Annotated in this window: 19 protein-coding genes; 8 read left to right on the top strand and 11 right to left on the bottom strand. The window is 67.7% G+C overall.

Annotated features, from left to right (window positions below; translation table 11 throughout):
• Positions 1 to 70 precede the first annotated feature (70 nt).
• A complete protein-coding gene (locus tag SK571_RS44395) occupies positions 71 to 1210 on the top strand; it encodes an acyl-CoA dehydrogenase family protein (RefSeq protein WP_319990123.1) in 1140 nt (379 codons plus the stop codon).
• Here the strand turns inward: SK571_RS44395 and SK571_RS44390 are convergent.
• Both SK571_RS44390 and SK571_RS44385 read right to left on the bottom strand, forming a co-directional pair.
• The gene (locus SK571_RS44390) at positions 1207 to 2418 is read right to left on the bottom strand and encodes an amidohydrolase (protein ID WP_319990122.1); all 1212 of its coding nucleotides are present in this window, start codon (positions 2416 to 2418) and stop codon (positions 1207 to 1209) included. The genes SK571_RS44395 and SK571_RS44390 overlap by 4 nt on opposite strands.
• 59 nt (positions 2419 to 2477) lie before the next feature.
• Positions 2478 to 3365 carry an aldose 1-epimerase family protein gene (locus SK571_RS44385; RefSeq protein ID WP_319990121.1) on the bottom strand — a complete coding sequence of 296 codons (888 nt, stop codon included), beginning with the start codon at positions 3363 to 3365 and terminating at the stop codon, positions 2478 to 2480.
• 38 nt (positions 3366 to 3403) lie between these two features.
• Between SK571_RS44385 and SK571_RS44380 the strand changes: the two genes are divergently transcribed.
• Together SK571_RS44380 and SK571_RS44375 are read left to right on the top strand one after the other, a co-directional pair.
• Entirely contained in the window at positions 3404 to 4180 is a 777-nt protein-coding gene (locus SK571_RS44380; protein ID WP_319990120.1) for an MBL fold metallo-hydrolase, read from the top strand.
• Complete coding sequence (locus tag SK571_RS44375; protein WP_319990119.1) at positions 4177 to 4893, top strand: AAA family ATPase; 717 nt, start codon at positions 4177 to 4179, stop codon at positions 4891 to 4893. Before SK571_RS44380 ends, SK571_RS44375 begins: the two co-directional genes overlap by 4 nt.
• Before the next feature lies 1 nt (position 4894).
• Here SK571_RS44375 and SK571_RS44370 read toward each other — a convergent pair whose 3' ends face one another.
• Entirely contained in the window at positions 4895 to 6289 is a 1395-nt protein-coding gene (locus SK571_RS44370) for an APC family permease (protein ID WP_319990118.1), read from the bottom strand.
• An 80-nt stretch (positions 6290 to 6369) separates the two neighbouring features.
• On the opposite strand from SK571_RS44370, the gene SK571_RS44365 reads away from it, so the two are divergent.
• Complete coding sequence (locus SK571_RS44365) at positions 6370 to 7164, top strand: hypothetical protein (RefSeq protein WP_319990117.1); 795 nt, start codon at positions 6370 to 6372, stop codon at positions 7162 to 7164.
• On the opposite strand, the gene SK571_RS44360 is transcribed toward SK571_RS44365, so the two are convergent.
• The 8 genes from SK571_RS44360 to SK571_RS44325 all read right to left on the bottom strand — a co-directional run bounded on the left by SK571_RS44360 (position 7148) and on the right by SK571_RS44325 (position 15870).
• Positions 7148 to 8371 (bottom strand): MFS transporter, encoded by a 1224-nt coding sequence (locus tag SK571_RS44360; protein ID WP_319990137.1) that lies wholly within the window; start codon positions 8369 to 8371, stop codon positions 7148 to 7150. The genes SK571_RS44365 and SK571_RS44360 overlap by 17 nt on opposite strands.
• 98 nt (positions 8372 to 8469) lie before the next feature.
• Positions 8470 to 10404: an asparagine synthase (glutamine-hydrolyzing) gene (gene asnB / locus SK571_RS44355; protein WP_319990116.1), complete on the bottom strand. Its 1935-nt coding sequence runs from the start codon at positions 10402 to 10404 to the stop codon at positions 8470 to 8472.
• Between the two features lie 430 nt (positions 10405 to 10834).
• The gene (gene pdxH, locus SK571_RS44350) at positions 10835 to 11491 is read right to left on the bottom strand and encodes a pyridoxamine 5'-phosphate oxidase (RefSeq protein WP_090065406.1); all 657 of its coding nucleotides are present in this window, start codon (positions 11489 to 11491) and stop codon (positions 10835 to 10837) included.
• Between the two features lie 155 nt (positions 11492 to 11646).
• On the bottom strand, positions 11647 to 12276 hold the full coding sequence (locus tag SK571_RS44345) for an urease accessory protein UreD (protein ID WP_319990136.1): 630 nt from the start codon (positions 12274 to 12276) through the stop codon (positions 11647 to 11649).
• An 82-nt stretch (positions 12277 to 12358) separates the two neighbouring features.
• Positions 12359 to 12994: an urease accessory protein UreG gene (ureG, locus tag SK571_RS44340; RefSeq protein ID WP_319990115.1), complete on the bottom strand. Its 636-nt coding sequence runs from the start codon at positions 12992 to 12994 to the stop codon at positions 12359 to 12361.
• Positions 12984 to 13595: an urease accessory protein UreF gene (locus SK571_RS44335; RefSeq protein WP_319990135.1), complete on the bottom strand. Its 612-nt coding sequence runs from the start codon at positions 13593 to 13595 to the stop codon at positions 12984 to 12986. Before SK571_RS44335 ends, ureG begins: the two co-directional genes overlap by 11 nt.
• Complete coding sequence (locus SK571_RS44330) at positions 13592 to 15274, bottom strand: urease subunit alpha (protein WP_319990114.1); 1683 nt, start codon at positions 15272 to 15274, stop codon at positions 13592 to 13594. Before SK571_RS44330 ends, SK571_RS44335 begins: the two co-directional genes overlap by 4 nt.
• The gene (locus tag SK571_RS44325; protein ID WP_090065402.1) at positions 15271 to 15870 is read right to left on the bottom strand and encodes an urease subunit gamma; all 600 of its coding nucleotides are present in this window, start codon (positions 15868 to 15870) and stop codon (positions 15271 to 15273) included. The genes SK571_RS44330 and SK571_RS44325 overlap by 4 nt, the downstream gene beginning before the upstream one ends.
• A gap of 144 nt (positions 15871 to 16014) precedes the next feature.
• On the opposite strand from SK571_RS44325, the gene SK571_RS44320 reads away from it, so the two are divergent.
• Genes SK571_RS44320 through SK571_RS44305 form a run of 4 tightly spaced genes read left to right on the top strand, consistent with a single transcriptional unit; the run spans position 16015 to position 19266 of the window.
• Positions 16015 to 16839: an ABC transporter ATP-binding protein gene (locus SK571_RS44320; protein ID WP_319990113.1), complete on the top strand. Its 825-nt coding sequence runs from the start codon at positions 16015 to 16017 to the stop codon at positions 16837 to 16839.
• Positions 16836 to 17633, top strand: coding sequence for an ABC transporter permease (locus SK571_RS44315; RefSeq protein ID WP_319990112.1), 798 nt, complete (start codon positions 16836 to 16838; stop codon positions 17631 to 17633). The genes SK571_RS44320 and SK571_RS44315 overlap by 4 nt, the downstream gene beginning before the upstream one ends.
• Entirely contained in the window at positions 17612 to 18667 is a 1056-nt protein-coding gene (locus tag SK571_RS44310; RefSeq protein WP_319990111.1) for a sensor histidine kinase, read from the top strand. Before SK571_RS44315 ends, SK571_RS44310 begins: the two co-directional genes overlap by 22 nt.
• Positions 18664 to 19266, top strand: coding sequence for a response regulator transcription factor (locus SK571_RS44305; protein ID WP_319990110.1), 603 nt, complete (start codon positions 18664 to 18666; stop codon positions 19264 to 19266). The genes SK571_RS44310 and SK571_RS44305 overlap by 4 nt, the downstream gene beginning before the upstream one ends.
• The last annotated feature ends 132 nt before the right edge of the window (positions 19267 to 19398 follow it).

Here is a 19398-nt window from a genome sequence, read left to right as displayed (position 1 = left end):
CCACATTCACTGGCTGCTGTACTGCACAACGCACTAGAGTACAGCTACCAGTACACACCGGAGGTCGACGATGCCCGCCGAGCGGTTGCTCCCCACGCAAGAGGCCGAGGACCTGATCGCGCTGGTCAAGGAGATCGCGCGGGACGAACTGAAGCCCCACGCCGCGGACGCCGAGGAGAACGAGAAGTTCCCCCGCGACGCGTTCCGCCTGCTGGGCAGGTCAGGCCTGCTGGGCCTGCCGTACCCCGAGGAGTTCGGCGGCGGCGAGCAGCCCTACGAGGTGTACCTGCAGGCCCTCGAAGAGGTCGCCTCCGCGTGGATGACGGTCGCCGTGGGCCTCTCCGTGCACGTGATGTCCTGCTACGGCCTCGCCACCTTCGGCACCCGCGAGCAGCAGGACCGCTGGCTCCCCGAAATGCTCGAGGGCGAACTGCTCGGCGGCTACGCCCTGTCCGAGGTCCAGGCGGGCTCCGACCCGGCAGCCATGTCGACCAGGGCCATACGCAAGGGCTCCGAGTACGTCGTGAACGGCACCAAGGCGTGGATCACCCACGCCGGCGCCGCCGACTTCTACACCCTGATGGCCCGCACGTCCCCAGACGCGGGCCGAGGCATCTCCTGCTTCCTGGCCCCGGGCGAGACCCAGGGCCTCACCGCCGCCACCCCGGAACGCAAGATGGGCCTCACCGGCTCCATCACCGCGCAACTCCAGTTCGAAGACGTCCGCTTCGGCACCGACCGCCTGATCGGCAAAGAGGGCGACGGCCTCAAGATCGCACTGTCCGCTTTGGACTCGGGCCGCCTCGGCATCGCCGCCTGCGCAGTGGGCCTGGCCCAGGCCGCCTTGGACGAAGCAGTCGCCTACGCCAAGACCCGCACCCAGTTCGGCCGCCCGATCATCGAGTTCCAAGGCCTCGAATTCCTGCTGGCGGACATGGCCGCGGCAGTGGAATCAGCCCGAGCCACCTACATCTCCGCCGCCCGCCGCCGCGACAAGGGCCTCCCCTTCCGCCAGCAGGCGTCGATCGCCAAGCTCATCGCCACGGACGCGGCGATGAAGGTGACGACCGACGCCGTCCAGGTGCTGGGCGGCGCCGGCTACACCCGCGACTTCCCGGTGGAGCGCTACATGCGCGAGGCGAAGGTCCTGCAGATCTTCGAGGGCACCAACCAGATCCAGCGCCTGGTGATCGGCCGAGGCCTCCGCTAGACGCTCTCGCGGTAGAAGGGGTCGGCCACGACCCCTTCACCAGCAGCCTCGTCCCACGTGTAAACCTCGCGCCCCTGCACGAACACGTGCAACGCCCGGCTCATCACGTCAAGCGGATCCCCGGACCAGATCACGACATCACCGTCAAGCCCGGGCTTCAACGCCCCGACCCGGTCGTCCAGCCCCATGATCCGCGCCGGGTTGGTCGTGATCGACTGCAGCGCAACATCACTGTCGAGCCCCTCTTTCACCGCCAGCGTCGCCTGGTGCACCAGGAAGTGAATGGGCACAACGGGATGGTCGGTGGTGATCGCCAATTCCACTCCGGCCCGAGCCAAGATCCCGGGGTTGCGCAACCCCCGATTCCGCAACTCCACTTTGGACCGACTGGTGAACAGCGGCCCGATGATGACCGGAATCCGCTTGTCAGCAATGACATCCGCGATCAGATGCCCCTCAGTCCCATGATTGAGGATCAGCCGATACCCGAACTCCTCAGACAACCGAATCGCCGTGGCGATGTCATCGGCCCGATGAGCATGCTGACACCAGGCCAGCTCTCCGGAGAGCACCTTCCCCAGAACCTCGAGGGTGGTGTTGCGGTCAAAGGACTTCCCGTCAGCCTCAGCCTCGGCCTTCTTGGCGAGGTAGTCCTGAGCCTTGGTCAACTCGTCCCGGATGACCGCCGCAACCCCTTGCCGCGTAGACGGCAACTTCCCCTTCTCGCCGTACACCCGCTTCGGGTTCTCACCAAGCGCACTCTTGACGCTGACCGGCTCCTTGACGAGCATCTCGTCAACGGTGCGCCCCCAGCACTTGACGGCAACGGTCTGCCCACCGATGGGATTACCAGACCCGGGCTTGATCACCGCGGTGGTGACCCCACCACTGAGCGCGTCAGCGAACCCGAGGTCAGCGGGGTTGATCGCGTCAAGCGCCCGCATCCGAGCCCCAACAGGATCAGTCATCTCGTTGGTGTCCTGCCCGGCCCACCCCTCGGCCTCCTCATGGACGCCGATGTGCCCGTGAGCCTCGACAAAGCCAGGCAGAACCCAAGCCCCGTCGGCATCGACAACCTGAACCCCGTCAGGAATGTCGACGTCAAGACCAACCGCAACGATCTTGCCGTCCTGAATGAGAACAGTGCCGCCTTCGACGGGTTCGCCGTCAACGGGCACGACGTAACCACCGGTGATCGCGATGTCCATGGTTAGCAACGCTAACGGTCATCCTGGCCGTCGGCCACCCCGAGAGCGGACGTGGCGAGTCAGCCCAACGGCTGAATCCCCCACCGCGCACCCCAGGACTCCCCGGGAGAGACCCAGATCAGGTCCACTCCGGAGTTCAGGGCGTCCGGCGGACAGGTCATCGGCTCGATGGCGACGGCCCTGCCTCGGCCGGGGTACGAATCGGGCGTGTAGACCTGAACCCACCGAAACGCCGGATCCGCCCACACCTCGACCCCGCCATCGGGCGAGGCGAGCGTGTGGTGCACCAGACCGTCCGCACCCGGCTCGCACCCTCCGAACGGCGTGTCCAGCTGGATCCCGTCCAGCCTCCGCCCCTCCCGAAAGTCGAACTCGGTCCCCTCCACCGACTGCGCCACCCCTGAAGGCACCATCCGCTGAACGTCCAACGGCAGCACGGTCGTCGCGGCCAAAGTCAAAGTGCACGAATCGGTAGAAGCATTCCCAGCCCGCGGATAGGGATGCGTACCAACACCGAACGGCGTAGCGACATCCCCGACGTTGGTGACCCCATGCGTGACGGTCAGCCCACGATCGTCCAACGCATAAGACACGGTGACGTCCAAAGCAGCAGGCCACCCAGCCTGAGGCTCGATCAGGGCCCGCAAGGAGACCAACGACCCGGTGTGCTCCAGAACAGCCCAAGGACGACGCCGCACAAGCCCGTGGATCGCGTTCCCACGAGCAGGCTCGGTGACCTCCAACTGCTGCCGAACCCCGTCCAGCACCCAGGAAGCACCAGCGGTCCGGTTCGGCCAAGGCACCAGCACGGCCCCAGCGCTCATCGGCGGTTTCTCGTCAGCACCGAACGTCTCCACGTACGGCACGCCGTCCACCTCGAAAGACCGCAGCCCCGCGCCTACAGTCGTGATCACGGCGGTGGCACCCTCGTACGAGATCCCCAACATGAGGCTGAAGCCTACGGGGCCAGCGGAAGGATTTGCCCATGAAGGTTCATCACCTCAACTGCGCCACGTTCCGGCCTCCCCTGGTCGCGGGCGGGCTCGTGGCCCACTGCCTGCTGATCGAGACCGACCAGGGGCTGGTCCTCGTCGACACCGGCTTCGGCACCAACGAGGTGACCAACCCGAAGGCGACGATCGACCCCCTGAGCCGCAAGCTGCTCAACCCCGCGCTCGACATCACCGAGACGGCGATCAGCCACGTCGAGAAGCGCGGCTACACGGCCGACGACGTGCGGCACATCCTGCTCACCCACCTCGACCTCGACCACGCGGGCGGGCTGCGCGACTTCCCCAAGGCCACCGTGCACGTGCTGGACACCGAACTGGAAGCCGCGACCAACGCCCGCGGCACCAAGGAGCGGGCGCGGTACCCGAAGGCGCAGAGGGACGGCGTCAAGTTCGAGACGCACAAGGCCGAGGGCGAGGACTGGTTCGGGTTCCAGGCCGTCAAGAACATCGCCGGCCTGCCGGAAGAGGTGCTGATGGTGCCGTTGATCGGCCACACCCGCGGCCACACGGGCGTCGCGGTGAAGTCGGACGACGGCTGGCTGCTGCACGCCGGCGACGCGTACTTCTACCGCGGCGAGGTCGAGACGCCGCCCAGCAACATCTTCGCGCTCAAGCTCACCGCCAGGCAGACCGAGACGATCCGCGAGCAGCGTCTGTCCAATGTGGAACGCCTGAGGGAGCTCAAGGCGAGCGGCGAGGCCGAGGTGTTCTGCGCCCACGACCCGGTCGAGCTGGCACGGCTGGCGTGACGTTCATCCAGCGCATCCGTCTCGACCAGGTGCACGACACGCACCGCTACCCGTTCACGCTCCCGGTCGTCCAGCACCTGATCAGACAACCGCTGGAGCTCACTGCGCCCATCACGTTCCTGACGGGCGACAACGGCGCGGGCAAGTCCACGCTGGTCGAGGCGATCGCGGTGGCGGCGGGGTTCAACGCCGAGGGCGGCACCCAGTCGTTCCGGTTCGCGACCAAGGCGACGGAGTCGTCACTCGGCGACTACCTGATCCTCAGCTGGGGCACGAGAAAACCCAGGACCGGGTTCTTCCTGCGCGCCGAGTCGTTCTACAACGTCGCCACCGAGATCGACCGGATCGGCCAGGGGATCCACGCGTCGTACGGCGGAAAGTCGTTGCACGAGCGGTCGCACGGCGAGAGCTTCATCGACCTGATGAACCACAGGTTCGGCAGCAGGGGCCTCTACATCCTCGACGAACCAGAGGCCGCCCTCTCGGTCAAAGGCTGTCTGACGGTCCTGAGGCGCATGCACGAACTCGTAGAAGAAGGTTCGCAGTTCATCATCGCCACGCACTCGCCGATCCTGCTCGCGGCACCGAACGCCACGATCCTCGAGATCACCGACACGATCGACGAAGTCTCCTACGACACAGCGGAACCGGTCCGGCTCACCCGCAACTTCCTGGGCGAACCGGACCGGTTCCTGAAGCACCTGCTCGACTGAACTACTTCGTGAGGTTCTCCGGGTGGATCTCCACCTTGCCGTGCAGCACGCGGTTGATGCCCCAGAGCACCAGACCGGCGAGCAGCAGCCAGCCCGCGATCTTGTAGTCGTCGATCGGACGCCCGGACGTCCACGGGATCGCGAGGTACGCGCACGTGATCGCGCCGAGCACGGGTGCCCACGTCGGCGCCCGGAAGTGCTTGTGCTCGGACGGCTCCCTGCGCAGCACGAGGCACGCGACGTTGACGATGGTGAAGACGATCAGCAGCAGCAACGACGTCGTGCCACCGAGCTTGCCGATGTCGGCGGTGGACACCAGGATCACCGCGACGCCGGTCGTGAAGACGATCGAGATCCACGGCGTGCGGCGGAACGGGTGCACTGCACCGAAGAACTTCGGGATGATCTTCTCGTTCGCCATGCCGTACAACAACCGCGACGCCATCAGCATGTTGATCAGGGCCGAGTTGATGACGGCCAGCAGGCCGATCAACGCGAAGATCCACAGCGGGAAGCCGGGCGCGCCGACGGTGACGACCTTCAGCAACGCGCTGCTGCCGGCCTTCGCGAGTTCGTCGGACGGGATCAACAGCGACGACGTGATCGCGACGAGCACGTAGATCAGGGCGGCGATGCCCATGCCCCACAGCATCGCGCGGGGGAAGATCTTGACCGGGTTGCGGCACTCCTCGGCCATGTTCACCGAGTCCTCGAAGCCGACCATCGCGAAGAACGCGAGTGCCGTGGCCGAGGTGACGGCGAGCATCACGTTGCTGCCGGACGGGACGTTGATCTCGGTGAGCCTGCCGGGCTCGCCGTCGCCGTTGATGACCGCCCACGCGCCGATCAGGATGATGATCACCAGGCCGGACAGCTCGATGCAGGTCAGCACCACGTTGGCCTTGACCGACTCGGACACGCCGCGGAAGTTGATGACCGCCAGGGCGGCGATGAAGACGATCGCGATGCCGGTGATCGCCAGCGACTCCGGGCTGAGCGCGACGTCGAAGAACTCCACCAGCAGCTGCCGCAGGTACGTGCGGCCGAAGGCGAGCGCGGCCGACGAGGCCGACGTGATGCCGGAGCACATGACCGCGAACGCGACCATGAACGTCAGGAAGTGGATCTTGAACGCTCTGTTCGTGTACAGCGCGGCGCCGGCGGCCTTGGGGAATTTGCCGACGAGCTCCAGATAGCTGAACGCGGTCAGGAACGCCACCACGAACGCGAGCAGGAAGGGCAGCCAGAGCGCGCCGCCGATCTTGCCTGCCACGTTGCCGGTGAGCGCGTAGATGCCGGTACCGAGGATGTCGCCGACGACGAAGAACAGCAGCAGCTTCGGGCCGATTGCCCGATGTAGCTCTGGTTGCTCCGTTTGTGGAGTCGCTTCAGCCATGCCCGAAGATTCTGCCCGTTTCGCCTGGCCACCAGCACGAACGGACGCCTACCTCACCCATTTGATGTAACAATTGCCCGATGAGACTCGCGGCGACCGCGATCATCGCCGCCGTGGCGCTGACCGCCTGCTCCTCCTCCGAACCCGCGAGCGACGACCAGTCCCAGCACCGCGACGTGAAGAGCCTCGTGGCCGCGGTGACCAAGACCGTCGGCGAGAAGGGTTCCTACCGCTTCTCCGTCACGCCACCGCCCACCGGTGGCGGCGTGCGGGCACCGTCGAACGGCGGCGTGCGGCTGGGCGGCGAGGTCCCGAGCATGGACGCGACCACCACGCGTCCCGTGCAGACCGGCGGCGAGGCGGTCGAGCTCCGGCTGGTCTCGACCACGAAGGACGCCGCGTTCGTGAAGCTGCCCGCCACCGTTTTCGGCCTGCCCGCCGACAAGCCGTGGGTGAAGCTGGATCGCAAGGCCGACGACGACTTCACCACGACGCTGCTCGGCTTCCACGACGTCGTCTACCAGCAGGCGGTCTTCACGACGTACCACCTGCCGGTGATGCAGGCCGGTGGTGATCTCAGGCTGACCGCGCAGGTCGGCGGCAACACCCGGTACTCGATCGCCGTCGACTACCAGAAGGCGTACGACAACCTCACCGACGAGGGTCTCAAAGCCGAGGTCAAGCTGGCGCTGGACCAAAAGGTCCCCGGTTCGACCGGCGAGATCGAGCTGGACGGCAACGGCCTGCCGATTCGCATCACCTTCTACACCGAGTTCCAGGGCGCGCAGATCGTCGACGAGGCCCGCTTCTCGGACTGGGGCTCCGATGTGAAGATCACCGAGCCGAACCCGGCCGAGATCAGCTCGCGGAGCTGAAGCGGTAGCGCCAGATCGCCGGCAGCAACGCCACCATCACAACGGACGCCACGACGACCAGCAGGCCACCGACCGACACCGCCGCGGCCGTGCCGAACGCCGCGCCACCCGTGCCGTGCAGCAGGTCCGCGATGCGCGGCCCGCCTGCCACGACGACGATGAAGACGCCCTGCATTCGCCCGCGCATCTCGTCCGTCGCGGCCGACTGCAGGATCGCGCCGCGGAACGCCATCGACACCATGTCCGCCGCGCCCGCGAGCGCCAGGAAGGCCGCCGCGACCCACAGCGAACTGGCGAGGCCGAATCCCATGATCGCGAGGCCCCAGCCCACGACGGCCAGCGTCAGCGCGACGCCGTGCCTGCTGACGTTGGAGATCCAGCCGGACGTGAGACCGCAGATCACCGCGCCCACCGGGATCGCCGCGAACAGCACGCCCAGCGCGAACCCACCGCCGGGCGGGTCGCCGAACGTGTGCTGGGCCATCTCCGGGAACAGTGCCCGGGGCATGCCGAACACCATCGCGATGATGTCCAGCACCATGCTCGCCATCAGCACCTTCTGCGCCCAGAGGTACGTGAAGCCGGCCAGCACGTCCCGCAGGCCGGCGCGCCGCACGACCCCGTCCAACGGTGGCATCGCGGGCAGCTTCCACACCGCGTAGACCGTGACGACGAGCGCGATGGCGTCCACCAGGTACAACGTCGAGAGCCCGACGATCGGCATGAACGCGCCCGCGAGCAACGGCCCGAGCACCGCGCCGAACTGCATGACCGTCGAGCCGAGCGCACCGGCGGAAGGCAACAGCTCCGCCGGCACGAGCCTGGCGATGGAAGCCTGCCGCGCCGGAGCGTTGGCCGCGAAGAAGACCTGCTGCAGACCCAGCAAGGCGATCACGAGCCACACCGAGCCGACGTTCATAGCCGCCTGTGCCCACAGCAGCACCGACGAGACCGCGATGCCGGTGTTGGTGGCGAGCAGCAGCTTGCGGCGGTCGACCGTGTCCGCGATTGCGCCGCCCCACAACCCGAACACGAGCAGGGGCACGAGCGCGACACCGGCGGCGATGCCGACCCACGCGGACGAGCCGGTGAGGTCGTAGACCTGCTTGGGCACGGCAACGGCGGTGAGCTGGGAGCCCACCGCCGTCACGATCGTGGAGAGCCACAGCCGGCGATACGCGACGATCTTCAACGGTCGCGTGTCGATCACGAACGTAGAGCGCGCGCTTCTCCCCACAGTGGCCACTTGGTTAGCCTATGACAACTAACGAGCCCTTCACGTGAAGGTGTCACCAACACCACTCGTCAAAGGCGGACGGGGTACACCGGCTCCGGCACCTTCGGGCTGATCCGGCCCTCGACGAAGATCCCGTGCCAGATCATGAAGCAGAGCACGCTCCACAGCTGCCGGCTGCGGTCGAACTGCTCGGACTTGTGCTCGGCGAGCAGGTCCATGACCGCGTTCTTGTCGAGCAGGTGCCCGGTCTGCGAGTCGTTGATGATCCCGCGCGCCCAGTCGTACATCTCGGCGCGCAGCCAGTGCCGGATCGGCACCGGGAAGCCCAGCTTGGGCCGGTTGAGCACGTGCGCCGGAATGATCTTCGCCAACGCCTTGCGCAGCGCGTACTTGGTCGTGCCCTCGGTGAGCTTCTGGTCGAGCGGCACCTCGGCCGCGACCCGGAACACCTCGGGATCCAGGAACGGCACGCGCAGCTCGATGGAGTTCGCCATCGTCACCTTGTCGGCCTTGACGAGGATGTCGCCGCGCAACCACGTGAATAGGTCGATGTGCTGCATCCGCGCGACCGGGTCCCAAGCCTCGGACTCGCGGTACCAGGGCGCCGTGACGTCCTGGAAGCCGATGCCCTCGACATAACCGGGGAACACAGCACGCACCTGCGCGTCACTGAAGTTGCGCGCGTTGCCGTAGTACCGCTCTTCAAGCTTGAGCGCACCCCGCCGAAGCAGGTCCTTGCCCCGCACACCCTCCGGAATGGACTTCGACACCGCACCCATCAGCTTGCGCACGCCGCCCGGCACCTTCTCGAAGGGCGACAACGACAGCGGCTCGTGGTAGATCACGTACCCGCCGAACAGCTCGTCCGCACCCTCACCGGACAACACGGCCTTGACGTACTTACGCGCTTCCTTCGCGATGAAGTACAACGGCACCAACGCCGGGTCCGCCACCGGGTCGTCGAGATACCAGATGATGAGCGGAAGCTCTTCCATCATCTCTTCCGCCGACACGGTCCTCACGACGTGCCGCACCCCGATGGCCGCCGCAGTCTCCGCGGCAACGTCCACCTCCGAGTACCCCTGGCGATCAAAACCGCTGGTGAACGCGATGAGGTTCGGGTTGTGCTGCTTGGCCAGCGTAGCCGTGGCCGTGGAGTCGATACCGCCGGACAGAAACGCACCGACCGTGACGTCCGGGTCGGAAATCATGTGCTTGGCCACCGAGTCACGCATCACGTCGGCAATGCGCTCGTACAGCGCCTCAGCCTCATGCGCCCCGTTCACGGGCCGAGGCGAGAACACGGGCTTGAAGTACCGGTTGAACAGCACCTGCCCACCCGGCGACACCTTGAACGACGTCCCGGACTCGACCCGCCGGACCGCCTTGTGCAGCGACTCGGGCTCAGGCACGTACTGAAGCACCAGGTAGTGCTGCAACGCCGTCTGATCCAGCTCCTGGCTGATCCCGAGGACCCCGGTGAGCTGCAACAAACTCTTCTTCTCGGACGAGAACCCAACCCCACCGGGCCCAGCGGCCCAGTACAACGGCTTGATCCCGAACGGATCCCGAGCACCGAAGACGACCCGCTCCTGGGCGTCCCAGATCATGAACGCGAACATGCCGCGCAACATCTTGACCCAGTCGGCACCGAGGTAGTGGTACCCGGCGACGATGGCCTCACCGTCACCGTTCGTCTTGAAGCTCGCGCCGAACTTCCGCATGAGCTCCGCCCGGAGCTCCTTGTAGTTGTAGATCTCGCCGTTGAAGTTCAGCGTGTACCGGGTCGGGTTCTCCGGCGGCCCCCACACCAGCGGCTGGTGCGAGTGCTCCAGGTCGATGAAACTGAGCCGGTTGAACCCGTAAACGACCTCGGCATCAGCCCAGGTGTCCTGCTCGTCAGGCCCGCGGTGCCGCTGGCAGCGCAGTGCTGCGGCCACAGAGGCGCGCGCGGAGACCGCGGTGGCTTCAGTGGAACAGATGAGTCCGAGCACTCCGCACACGTGAAATCGCACCTCGTAGTTCGCTGTTGCTGAAATCCCAGTATGCCGAAGCGAACTTCGGACATTCCCGCCACCCGAAGGACGCCTGAGTCACCGGTCAGGTTCAGCGCGAAGCCGAAGGCGAGCCGCCCTAGCCACAGCGATGCCGCAGGAGAGCCGTCCTTCCATACGGGCCGGGCGGTGGGGTCCCACCGCCAACGCAACTCTCCAAGCAACCGGCGGCCGCCCAACGCAACGCAGGCGTGCCATCTACCCGCTCACGGCGCGGGCCCCCTGATCAGATTGCCGAGGGTCTGGGGGCAGAGCCCCCAGGGGAAGCACGCAACGCAAGGTCGCCGCCCGCAAGGCGACCACCCACAACAGCCGCGACAGCAAAAGGGGCGCCTCCCGCCCACAGGAGACACCCCATCCGCAAAAGCCCTAAGCCAACCTACGGAGCAACCCGCTCCAACGACCACCCGTCCCGACCATCCCGGAACCGAAGCCGATCATGCATCCGATCCCGCCGCCCCTGCCAGAACTCGACCTCCTCAGGCCGAATCCGCCACCCACCCCAATGCGGCGGCACAGGAATCTTCTCGGTGTCAGCGAACTGCCGCTCGATCTTGTGCAGAGCGGACTCCAAAGTAGACCGCCCCCCGACAACCCGGGACTGAGGCGAAGCCCAGGCCCCGATCTGCGACCCACGAGGCCGGGAGTTCCAGTACTCGGCGGTCTCCACCGGCCCGACCTTCTCCACAACCCCACGTACGTGAGCCTGCCGCTGCATCGCGAACCACGGGAACGTGGCGGACGCGTACCGCGTGGCCATCAGATCGTGAGACTTGTTCGACGTGTAGTTGGTGAAGAACACCAACCCACGGGCATCCAAGCCCTTCGCCAGCACGGTCCGCGACGACGGACGGCCCTTGACGTCGGTGGTCGCGAGCACCATCGCGTTCGGCTCCGGGAGCCCGGCGTTGGTCGCTTCGTCGAGCCACAGCTGGAGCTGTTCGTGCCAGGTGGCGGCAAGCTCCGACTCGCTGAGCGAGCCCTGCTCGTAGGACACGCGCATCGCCGGTAGTGCGATGTTCGTGGTCTCCGTCATCGGCGAACCTCCAAGCGGCGGCAGAACTCGTGGTCCCTGGACCCGCGACCATACGGAAACAGGCCCGATCACGGAACCGCCTGCGCGGTGATGACCACCACCTGAACGGTGACTGTCCGTACAAAGAACAGTTCTGGATCGAGACCGTGATCGAGTCAGATGGCATCGAGCACACGTGTGACGGTGACCACGTCCTCACCCAGTGCGGTGGCAAGGGTTCCGCCTGCTGCCAACGGAACGACGCTCCACCACTCGCCGCCGTCGGAAGCGCGCGTCACCGAGTCGAGCACCACCTCGGTGCCGACGACCCTCCTGCCCGCCAGGCCGGCGGACGACGAGTCGACCGCCTCGTCGCCGACCACCAGCTGCTGGTGCAACAACGGCTTGCCGCAACGGGTTGCGCGCATCAACGAGGACAACGTGCCCGGCTTCTCCCCGGCGCGACCCAGCACGAGAACCTCACGAGTTCGCAACTGAGCGTGACCGTCCAATTCGGCCTCCACCACGGAAGTGTGGTGCGCACGGCTCGTCACGACGGTCGGCTCTGGCAGGTAGCGAACAGTCCCCTCGACCAAGAACCGGACCGAGGACGAAGACTCCTCACCGGACGCGCCGGGCAACAACAGTGTCGCCGCAACACCTCGAAGCTCAAGTGAGGCTCCAGGACCGACTTCGACGGTCAAGGACAACGAATCGCCGCCCAGGGGTGCCGTCACCGAGGAAACCAGGTGCACCAACGCAACCGGGCCCACGCGCCGATGCGGCACCAATGTCAACGGTGTCATCGACCGCAGGACTCGCACGACGCTGTTGCCGTGCGAGTCCAACGCCACGACCAGCCGGGCGGACGCTTTCACCGGAGGGCCTTCACAGCTGGGCCAGCACCCACTTCGCCACCTCGGGCGCGTCGGGCGTCTCGACCAGCGACTGGGCGATGACGGGCAGCTCACCGCGCATCCGGTGGGCGTCGGAGATCATCACGTCCATGTCCGCGCCGACGAACGGCGCCAGGTCGGTCTTGTTGATGACGAGCAGGTCCGCGGTCGTGACGCCGGGGCCGCCCTTGCGCGGCACCTTGTCCCCGCCGGCCACGTCCACGACGAAGATCTGCCGGTCGACGAGCCCGCGGGAGAACACCGCCGTCAGGTTGTCCCCGCCGCTCTCGATGATCACCAGGTCCAGCCCGGTGAACCGGTGTTCGAGCCGCTCGACCGCGTCCAGGTTGGCCGTGATGTCGTCGCGGATGGCCGTGTGCGGGCAGCATCCCGTCTGGACCGCCTCGATCCGCGCCGGGTCGAGCACCCCGGCCCGGCGCAGGAAGTCGGCGTCCTCGGTCGTGTAGATGTCGTTGGTGACGACCGCGAGCTCCAGCTGCGAGCCCAGCGCACGGCACAACGCCGCGGTCAGCGCGGTCTTGCCGCTGCCGACCGGGCCGCCGATGCCGATGCGCGGCGCGACTCCGTGGTGGTGATCATGCGGGTCGGGCCCGTGGTTAGCTCCCAAAGAGACGCACCCCTTCACGTCGGACATGTGCCTCGGCCAGCAGGTCCAAGGCAGGTGAACCCAGAGCGGGCAGTTCCTTGCACGCCCGCACGGCGACTTCCTCGACGGCGAGTGCGGCCACGATCGCGTTGACCCCGAACGGGTCCAGCCCCAGCAGCCGCACAGCGGCGGACGCCGGCCCGCTCACGGCGAGATAAGCGCAGGTCAGTGCAGCCTCGAAGGGCTCGTCGACCAGCACGCCGATCACCAACGGCTGGTGCGGGTCGCGCGGCAACGCCTCCAGCCGCGCCGAAGGCCAGGCACGCCGAGCCGCACGCAGCATCCCTCGTCCCTGCGCCCGCGAAGCCGAGCGCTGAGCGGGAGAAGGCGTGCGGGCGTCCAGTTCCGCGTCCAGCACGTCCAGGTCCTCACCACGAGCCGCCGCGGCCGCGAACCCGGCCGCCAGCAACCCGGCTCCCAGCAACCGGCCGTGCAGGAAGGCCCGCAACGACGGCTCGTCGTGCACGAGTCCGCGCGCGGCAGCCTCCTCCAGCCCACCGGAGTGCACGTGGCCGCCGCCGGGGAAGCGGGAGTCGGCGAGGATCAGCGCGGTCAGCATCAGAACAGAAAATACCGTTGGGCCATCGGCAGTTCCGCGACCGGCGAGGGCACGACCAGGTCCCCGTCGACGTGCACGGCGAAGCTGTCCGGATCGACCCGGACGTCCGGCATCGCGTCGTTGTGGACCATGTCCGCCTTGGTCACCGCACGCGTCGAGGCCACCGGCAGCACCCGCCGCGCGTACCGGTCGCCGACACCGGCCTCGATCGCCGACGGCGCGACGAAGAACACCGACGAGGCCGCACCGGCCGTCGCACCGAACATCGGCCGCGCCCACACCGGCTGCGGCGTCGGGATCGAGGCGTTCGCGTCGCCCATCGCACCCCACGCGATGAACCCGCCCTTCAGCACGACCGAAGGCCGCACGCCGAAGAACTTGGGCTCCCACAGCACCAGGTCGGCCAGCTTGCCGACCTCGACCGACCCGACCTCGTCGGCGATCCCGTGCGCGAGAGCGGGGTTGATCGTGTACTTGGCGACGTACCGCTGCGCCCGCAGGTTCGAGTCCATGGAACGACGCGACGACATCACGTGCGCGGTCTGCCAGGTCCGGATGATCACCTCGCCGACGCGGCCCATCGCCTGCGAGTCGGACGAGATCATCGAGATCGCACCCAGGTCGTGCAGCAGGTCCTCGGCCGCGATCGTGGTCGGCCTGATCCTCGACTCGGCGAACGCCAGGTCCTCCGGCACGGACGGGTTGAGGTGGTGGCACACCATCAGCATGTCGAGGTGTTCTTCGAGCGTGTTGACGGTGTGCGGGCGCGTCGGGTTGGTCGACGACGGCAGCACGTTCGGCAGCGAGACCACGCGGATGATGTCCGGCGCATGCCCGCCACCGGCTCCCTCCGAGTGGTAGGCGTTGATCGACCGGCCGGCGATGGCGTCCACAGTGGACTCCAGGAAGCCGGCCTCGTTCAACGTGTCCGTGTGGATCGCGACCTGGACACCGGACTCGTCCGCGATGCGCAGGCAGGCGTCGATCGCCGCGGGCGTGGTGCCCCAGTCCTCGTGCAGCTTGAACCCGCCCGCGCCACCGGCGAGCTGCTCGCGCAGACCCTCCTCGGAGACCGTGTTCCCCTTGCCCAGCAACAGGACGTTGATCGGCATGTGGTCCATCGACGTGAGCATGCGGTCGAGGTACCAGGCTCCGGGCGTGACGGTCGTGGCCTTCGTGCCCTCCGCCGGGCCGGTGCCGCCGCCGATCAGCGTCGTCAGCCCGGACGCCAGCGCCTCGTCGACGATCTGCGGGCAGATGAAGTGCACGTGGCAGTCGATGCCGCCCGCTGTGAGGATCTTCCCGTTGCCGGACAGGATCTCCGTGGACGGACCGATCACCAGCGACGGGTGCACGCCGTCCATCGTGTCCGGGTTGCCCGCCTTGCCGATCGCGACGATCCGCCCGTCCCGCACGCCGACGTCCGCCTTGACGACGCCCCAGTGATCGAGGACCACCGCACCGGTGATGACCAGGTCGGGAGCACCCTCGGCGCGGGTCGCGACGCCCTGCCCCATCGACTCGCGGATCACCTTGCCGCCGCCGAAGATCACCTCGTCACCGGATGCCGCGCCGCGTGAGCGGTCCTCGGTGACCTCGATGAACAGGTCCGTGTCGGCGAGCCGGATCCGGTCACCGGCCGTCGGCCCGAGCAGTTCGGCATAACGCTCGCGGTCGATCATCGCTGCAACCCCCGGACGATCCTCAAGCCTGCCAGCGGAACCAGCGTGACCTCGCGCTCGACACCGGGCTCGAACCGCACGGCCGTCCCCGCCGGGATGTCGAGCCGGTAGCCGAACGCGGCCTCCCGGTCGAAGGACAGCCCCGTGTTGACCGAGGCGAAGTGGAAGTGCGACCCGACCTGGACGGGCCGGTCGGCGACGTTCACGACGACCATCGTCACGCGCGGGCGGCCGGGGTTGAGCTCGACGGGCTCGGAGCCGACGACCACCTCACCCGGCGCCGGACCGGCCGAGGGCGCGATCGGGTGGTGCACGGTGACGAGCTTCGTGCCGTCCGGGAACGTGGCCTCCGCCTGCACCGAGTCGATCATCTCCGGCACGCCGCGCATGACCTGTTCCGGCGCGAGCACGGTCCGCCCGCTCTCCATGAGCTCGCTGACCGTGCGGCCGTCCCGCGCACCCTCCAGCACGTGGTCGGTGATCAACGCGACCGCCTCGGGGTAGTTGAGCAGCACTCCGCGTTCGAGCCTCCGCCGCGCCACGTCGGCAGCGACGTGCACGAGGAGCTTGTCCCGTTCATGCGGCGTCAGATGCACCCCGCCGTTCTAACACGCGAAAGCGCGCTATCGCGGAGTGGAAACACGGCCGAAACACGACCGCGTGTCCACCGACCGGTTGACAGCCGGAGTCAGCGGTGCGGTCGTCCCTGGCAGGCCCCTCGAAAACGCAGGATTTGTCCCATGAACGCGATCCGAGTGCGGGGCCTGAAGAAGGCCTACAAGGGCCACCAGGCGGTGGCGGGGGTGGACCTCGACGTCGCCCGCGGCGAGGTGTTCGCCGTCCTCGGCCCGAACGGTGCGGGCAAGACCACGAGCGTCGAGATCCTGGAGGGGCACCGCGACCGGGACGGTGGCGAGGTCAGCGTGCTGGGCACCGACCCGGCCAAGGGCGGGCGGGAGTGGCGCGCGAAGCTCGGCATCGTCCTGCAGAGCGCGACCGACGCCGCGAACCTCACGGTCCGCGAGGCCGTGCACCACTACGCCGGGTACTACGCGAACCCGCGAGACCCGGAAGAGGTCATCGACCTCGTCGGCCTCACCGAGAAGGCCAAGGCCCGCGGCGGCACGCTCTCCGGTGGTCAGCGGCGCCGCCTGGACGTGGCGCTCGGCATCATCGGCCGCCCGGAGCTGATGTTCCTGGACGAGCCGACCACCGGCTTCGACCCCGAGGCGCGCCGCCAGTTCTGGAGCCTGATCAAGCGGCTGGCCGCCGAGGGCACCACGATCCTGCTGACCACGCACTACCTGGACGAGGCGGAGGCGCTCGCGGACCGCGTCGCGGTGCTCGCGGGCGGCAGGATCGTCGCCGAGGGCACGCCGCAGACGCTCGGCGGCCGGGCGCACGCCGACGCGACCGTGCGCTGGCTGTCCGACCGGGGCCACCAGGAGATCCGCACCTCCGAGCCCACCAAGACGATCGCCGAGCTGTCGAGGCACGGCGAGCTCGCCGAACTCACCGTCACCCGCCCGTCGCTGGAAGACGTCTACCTGGAGCTGATCGCGTGACCACCGCAACGTTGCCCGGAACCCTGTCGCTCGGTCTCTCGAGGGGTGCGACCGAGCTGCGGGAGTTCTTCCGGCAGAAGGAGAACCTGATCTTCACGATCTCCTTGCCCGCGCTGCTGATGCTGTTGCTGGGCACCGTGTACGTGAAGGAACCCGCCGCCGCGCAGATGTTCGCGGCGAGCATGATCGGCGCCGGCATCATCTCGACGTCGTTCGTCGGGCTCGGCATGAGCGTCGTGGCCGACCGCGAGGACGGCACCCTCAAGCGCCTGCGCGGCACGCCGATGCCGTTCACGTCCTACTTCCTCGGCAAGATCATCCTGGTCTTCGTGTCGAGCCTCTTCGAGGCCGTGCTGCTGGTGACCGTGGGCGTCCTGCGGTTCGACGTCGAACTGCCGTCGAGCGCGGAGAAGTGGTTCACGTTCGCCTGGGTCTTCGTCCTCGGCGTCGTCGCCTGCTCGCTGATCGGGGTCGCGCTGAGCTCGATCGCGAAGTCCACCCGCAGCGCCGCGGGCGTGCTGAACCTGCCGTACATCGTGCTGCAGTTCCTCAGCGGCGTGTTCATCATGCAGGCGGCGCTGCCCGAGTCGCTGCGCACGGTGGGATCGCTCTTCCCGCTGAAGTGGGTGTGCCAGGGTTTCCGCTCGGTGTTCGCACTGAACGACGACTACGCGGTCATGGAGGCGGCGGGATCATGGGAGCTCGGCAAGATCGCGCTGGTGCTCGGGGCGTGGACGATCGTGGGCCTGGTTCTCGTCAGCAGGACTTTCAGGTGGAGCAACACCAGTCGCTGATCACCTGGTACGTGCTCTTCGCGATCACCCAGGCCACCTCGCTCGTCCTCATCCTGATCGACGACAACACCCTCGCCGACCGGCTGTCGGCGGCGGGGTTGTTGTGCCTGAACGGCGTGTGGTTCCTGCTCTACGGCAGGAAGCTGGTCAAGCGCGGCGTCGACGACTGGCGCGGACTCGTCTACGCGGCCGGCTCGCTCGCCACCTTCGCCCCGGCGGTGTGGTTCAGCGGCAACGCGACCTTCGCCCTGTTCGGCCTGGTCCCGCAGGTCTACATGGTGCTGTCCGTCGCGAGGGCGTTCGTCCCGATGGTGTTGTTCGTGTTCACGCCGCAGATCCTGACCTGGCTCGCGGGCACCGTCCCGGCACTGCCGTGGCCGGCCGCACTGCTGATCATCGGCTTCTCCCAGGCGTTCGGCTGGGCCATCGGCAGGATGTCCGACCAGAGCAGGCAACGCGCCGAACTGCTCGACCAGATCGAGGCGCTCACCATCGAGGCCGAACGGGCCCGCTGGGCCGGCGAGATCCACGACACGCTCGCGCAGGGCTTCACGTCGATCATCACGCTGCTGCAGGGCGCGCAGCCCGACGTCGAACTGGCGTTGCGGACAGCGCGGGAGAACCTCCGCGAGGCACGGGCGCTGGTGGCGTCCAACGCACCGTCGCCTTTGGACGGCTCCTCGCTGGAGGACGCGTTGCGGCGGCTGGTGTCCGGGGTGTCGCTGCCGTCGACGTTCCGGGTGATCGGGGACCCGGTGCCGCTCGCCACCTCGGTCGAGGTGGTGCTGCTGCGGACCGCGCAGGAGGCGCTGGCCAACGTGGCACGGCACTCGGACGCGTCCCGCGTCGACGTGGTGATGAGGTTCGACGAGGACGGCACCTCGCTGGAGGTGCGCGACGACGGCCGCGGGTTCGGCGAAGCACCGGAGGGCTTCGGCCTGCGGGGCATGCGCGCACGGCTCGAGCAGGTGGGTGGGACGCTCTCGCTGTCCTCGGACGAGGGAGCGTCAGTGCTGGTGGAGGTGCCGCTGTGATCAGGATTCTGCTGGTGGACGACCATCCCGTGGTGCGTCAGGGCCTGAAGGGGATGCTCGTCGCGGACGACCTGGAGGTCGTCGGCGACGCCGGGTCCGGGCAGGAGGCGATCACCCAGGCCGCGGTGCTGAAGCCCGACGTCGTGCTGATGGACCTGCGGATGCCCGAAATGGACGGTGTGGCCGCGACCGCGAAGATCGCCGGGACCGGGCCGCGCGTCCTGGTGCTCACCACGTACGAAACGGATTCGGACATTCTTCGCGCGGTTGAGGCCGGTGCGTCGGGGTACCTGCTCAAGGACTCGACGACTGAAGACCTCATCGCGGCCATCCGGGCGGCGGCGCGGGGTGAGACCGTGCTGGCGCCGTCGATGGTCGCGAAGGTCGTCGGACAGGTCCGCACCCCGCCTCTGTCGGCGCGCGAGGCCGAGGTGCTGAAGTGGGTCGCCAAGGGGATGTCCAACGTCGAGATCGGCCGGACGCTGTTCATCTCGGAGGCGACCGTGAAGACGCATCTGCTGCGGGTGTTCAACAAGCTGGGCGTCTCGGACCGCACGGCCGCGGTCACCACAGCCCTGGATCGAGGCATGTTGCAGTGACGCAGGACACCCGGTTGACACCTCCCGGCTACCGTCCTGCAACACTAGTGCTGTGACCACTGGTCTTGGCCTCGTATTTCGACGGTCAGACGGGTGCATCGCGGCGTCGGCCCCGCGTCCTCATATCGGGGC

Source organism: Lentzea kristufekii (assembly GCF_033949925.1).
Taxonomy (GTDB): domain Bacteria; phylum Actinomycetota; class Actinomycetes; order Mycobacteriales; family Pseudonocardiaceae; genus Lentzea; species Lentzea kristufekii.
This window is presented reverse-complemented; position numbering and strand designations above follow the sequence as displayed.

Bases quoted from the DNA above. Each gene is read 5' to 3' on its own strand.
- SK571_RS44395 (WP_319990123.1), top strand. From the start codon at position 71: ATGCCCGCCGAGCGGTTGCTCCCCACGCAAGAGGCCGAGGACCTGATC.
- SK571_RS44390 (WP_319990122.1), bottom strand. From the start codon at position 2,418: ATGGACATCGCGATCACCGGTGGTTACGTCGTGCCCGTTGACGGCGAA.
- SK571_RS44385 (WP_319990121.1), bottom strand. From the start codon at position 3,365: ATGTTGGGGATCTCGTACGAGGGTGCCACCGCCGTGATCACGACTGTA.
- SK571_RS44380 (WP_319990120.1), top strand. From the start codon at position 3,404: ATGAAGGTTCATCACCTCAACTGCGCCACGTTCCGGCCTCCCCTGGTC.
- SK571_RS44370 (WP_319990118.1), bottom strand. From the start codon at position 6,289: ATGGCTGAAGCGACTCCACAAACGGAGCAACCAGAGCTACATCGGGCA.
- SK571_RS44365 (WP_319990117.1), top strand. From the start codon at position 6,370: ATGAGACTCGCGGCGACCGCGATCATCGCCGCCGTGGCGCTGACCGCC.
- pdxH (WP_090065406.1), bottom strand. From the start codon at position 11,491: ATGACGGAGACCACGAACATCGCACTACCGGCGATGCGCGTGTCCTAC.
- SK571_RS44345 (WP_319990136.1), bottom strand. From the start codon at position 12,276: ATGACACCGTTGACATTGGTGCCGCATCGGCGCGTGGGCCCGGTTGCG.
- SK571_RS44330 (WP_319990114.1), bottom strand. From the start codon at position 15,274: ATGATCGACCGCGAGCGTTATGCCGAACTGCTCGGGCCGACGGCCGGT.
- SK571_RS44320 (WP_319990113.1), top strand. From the start codon at position 16,015: ATGAACGCGATCCGAGTGCGGGGCCTGAAGAAGGCCTACAAGGGCCAC.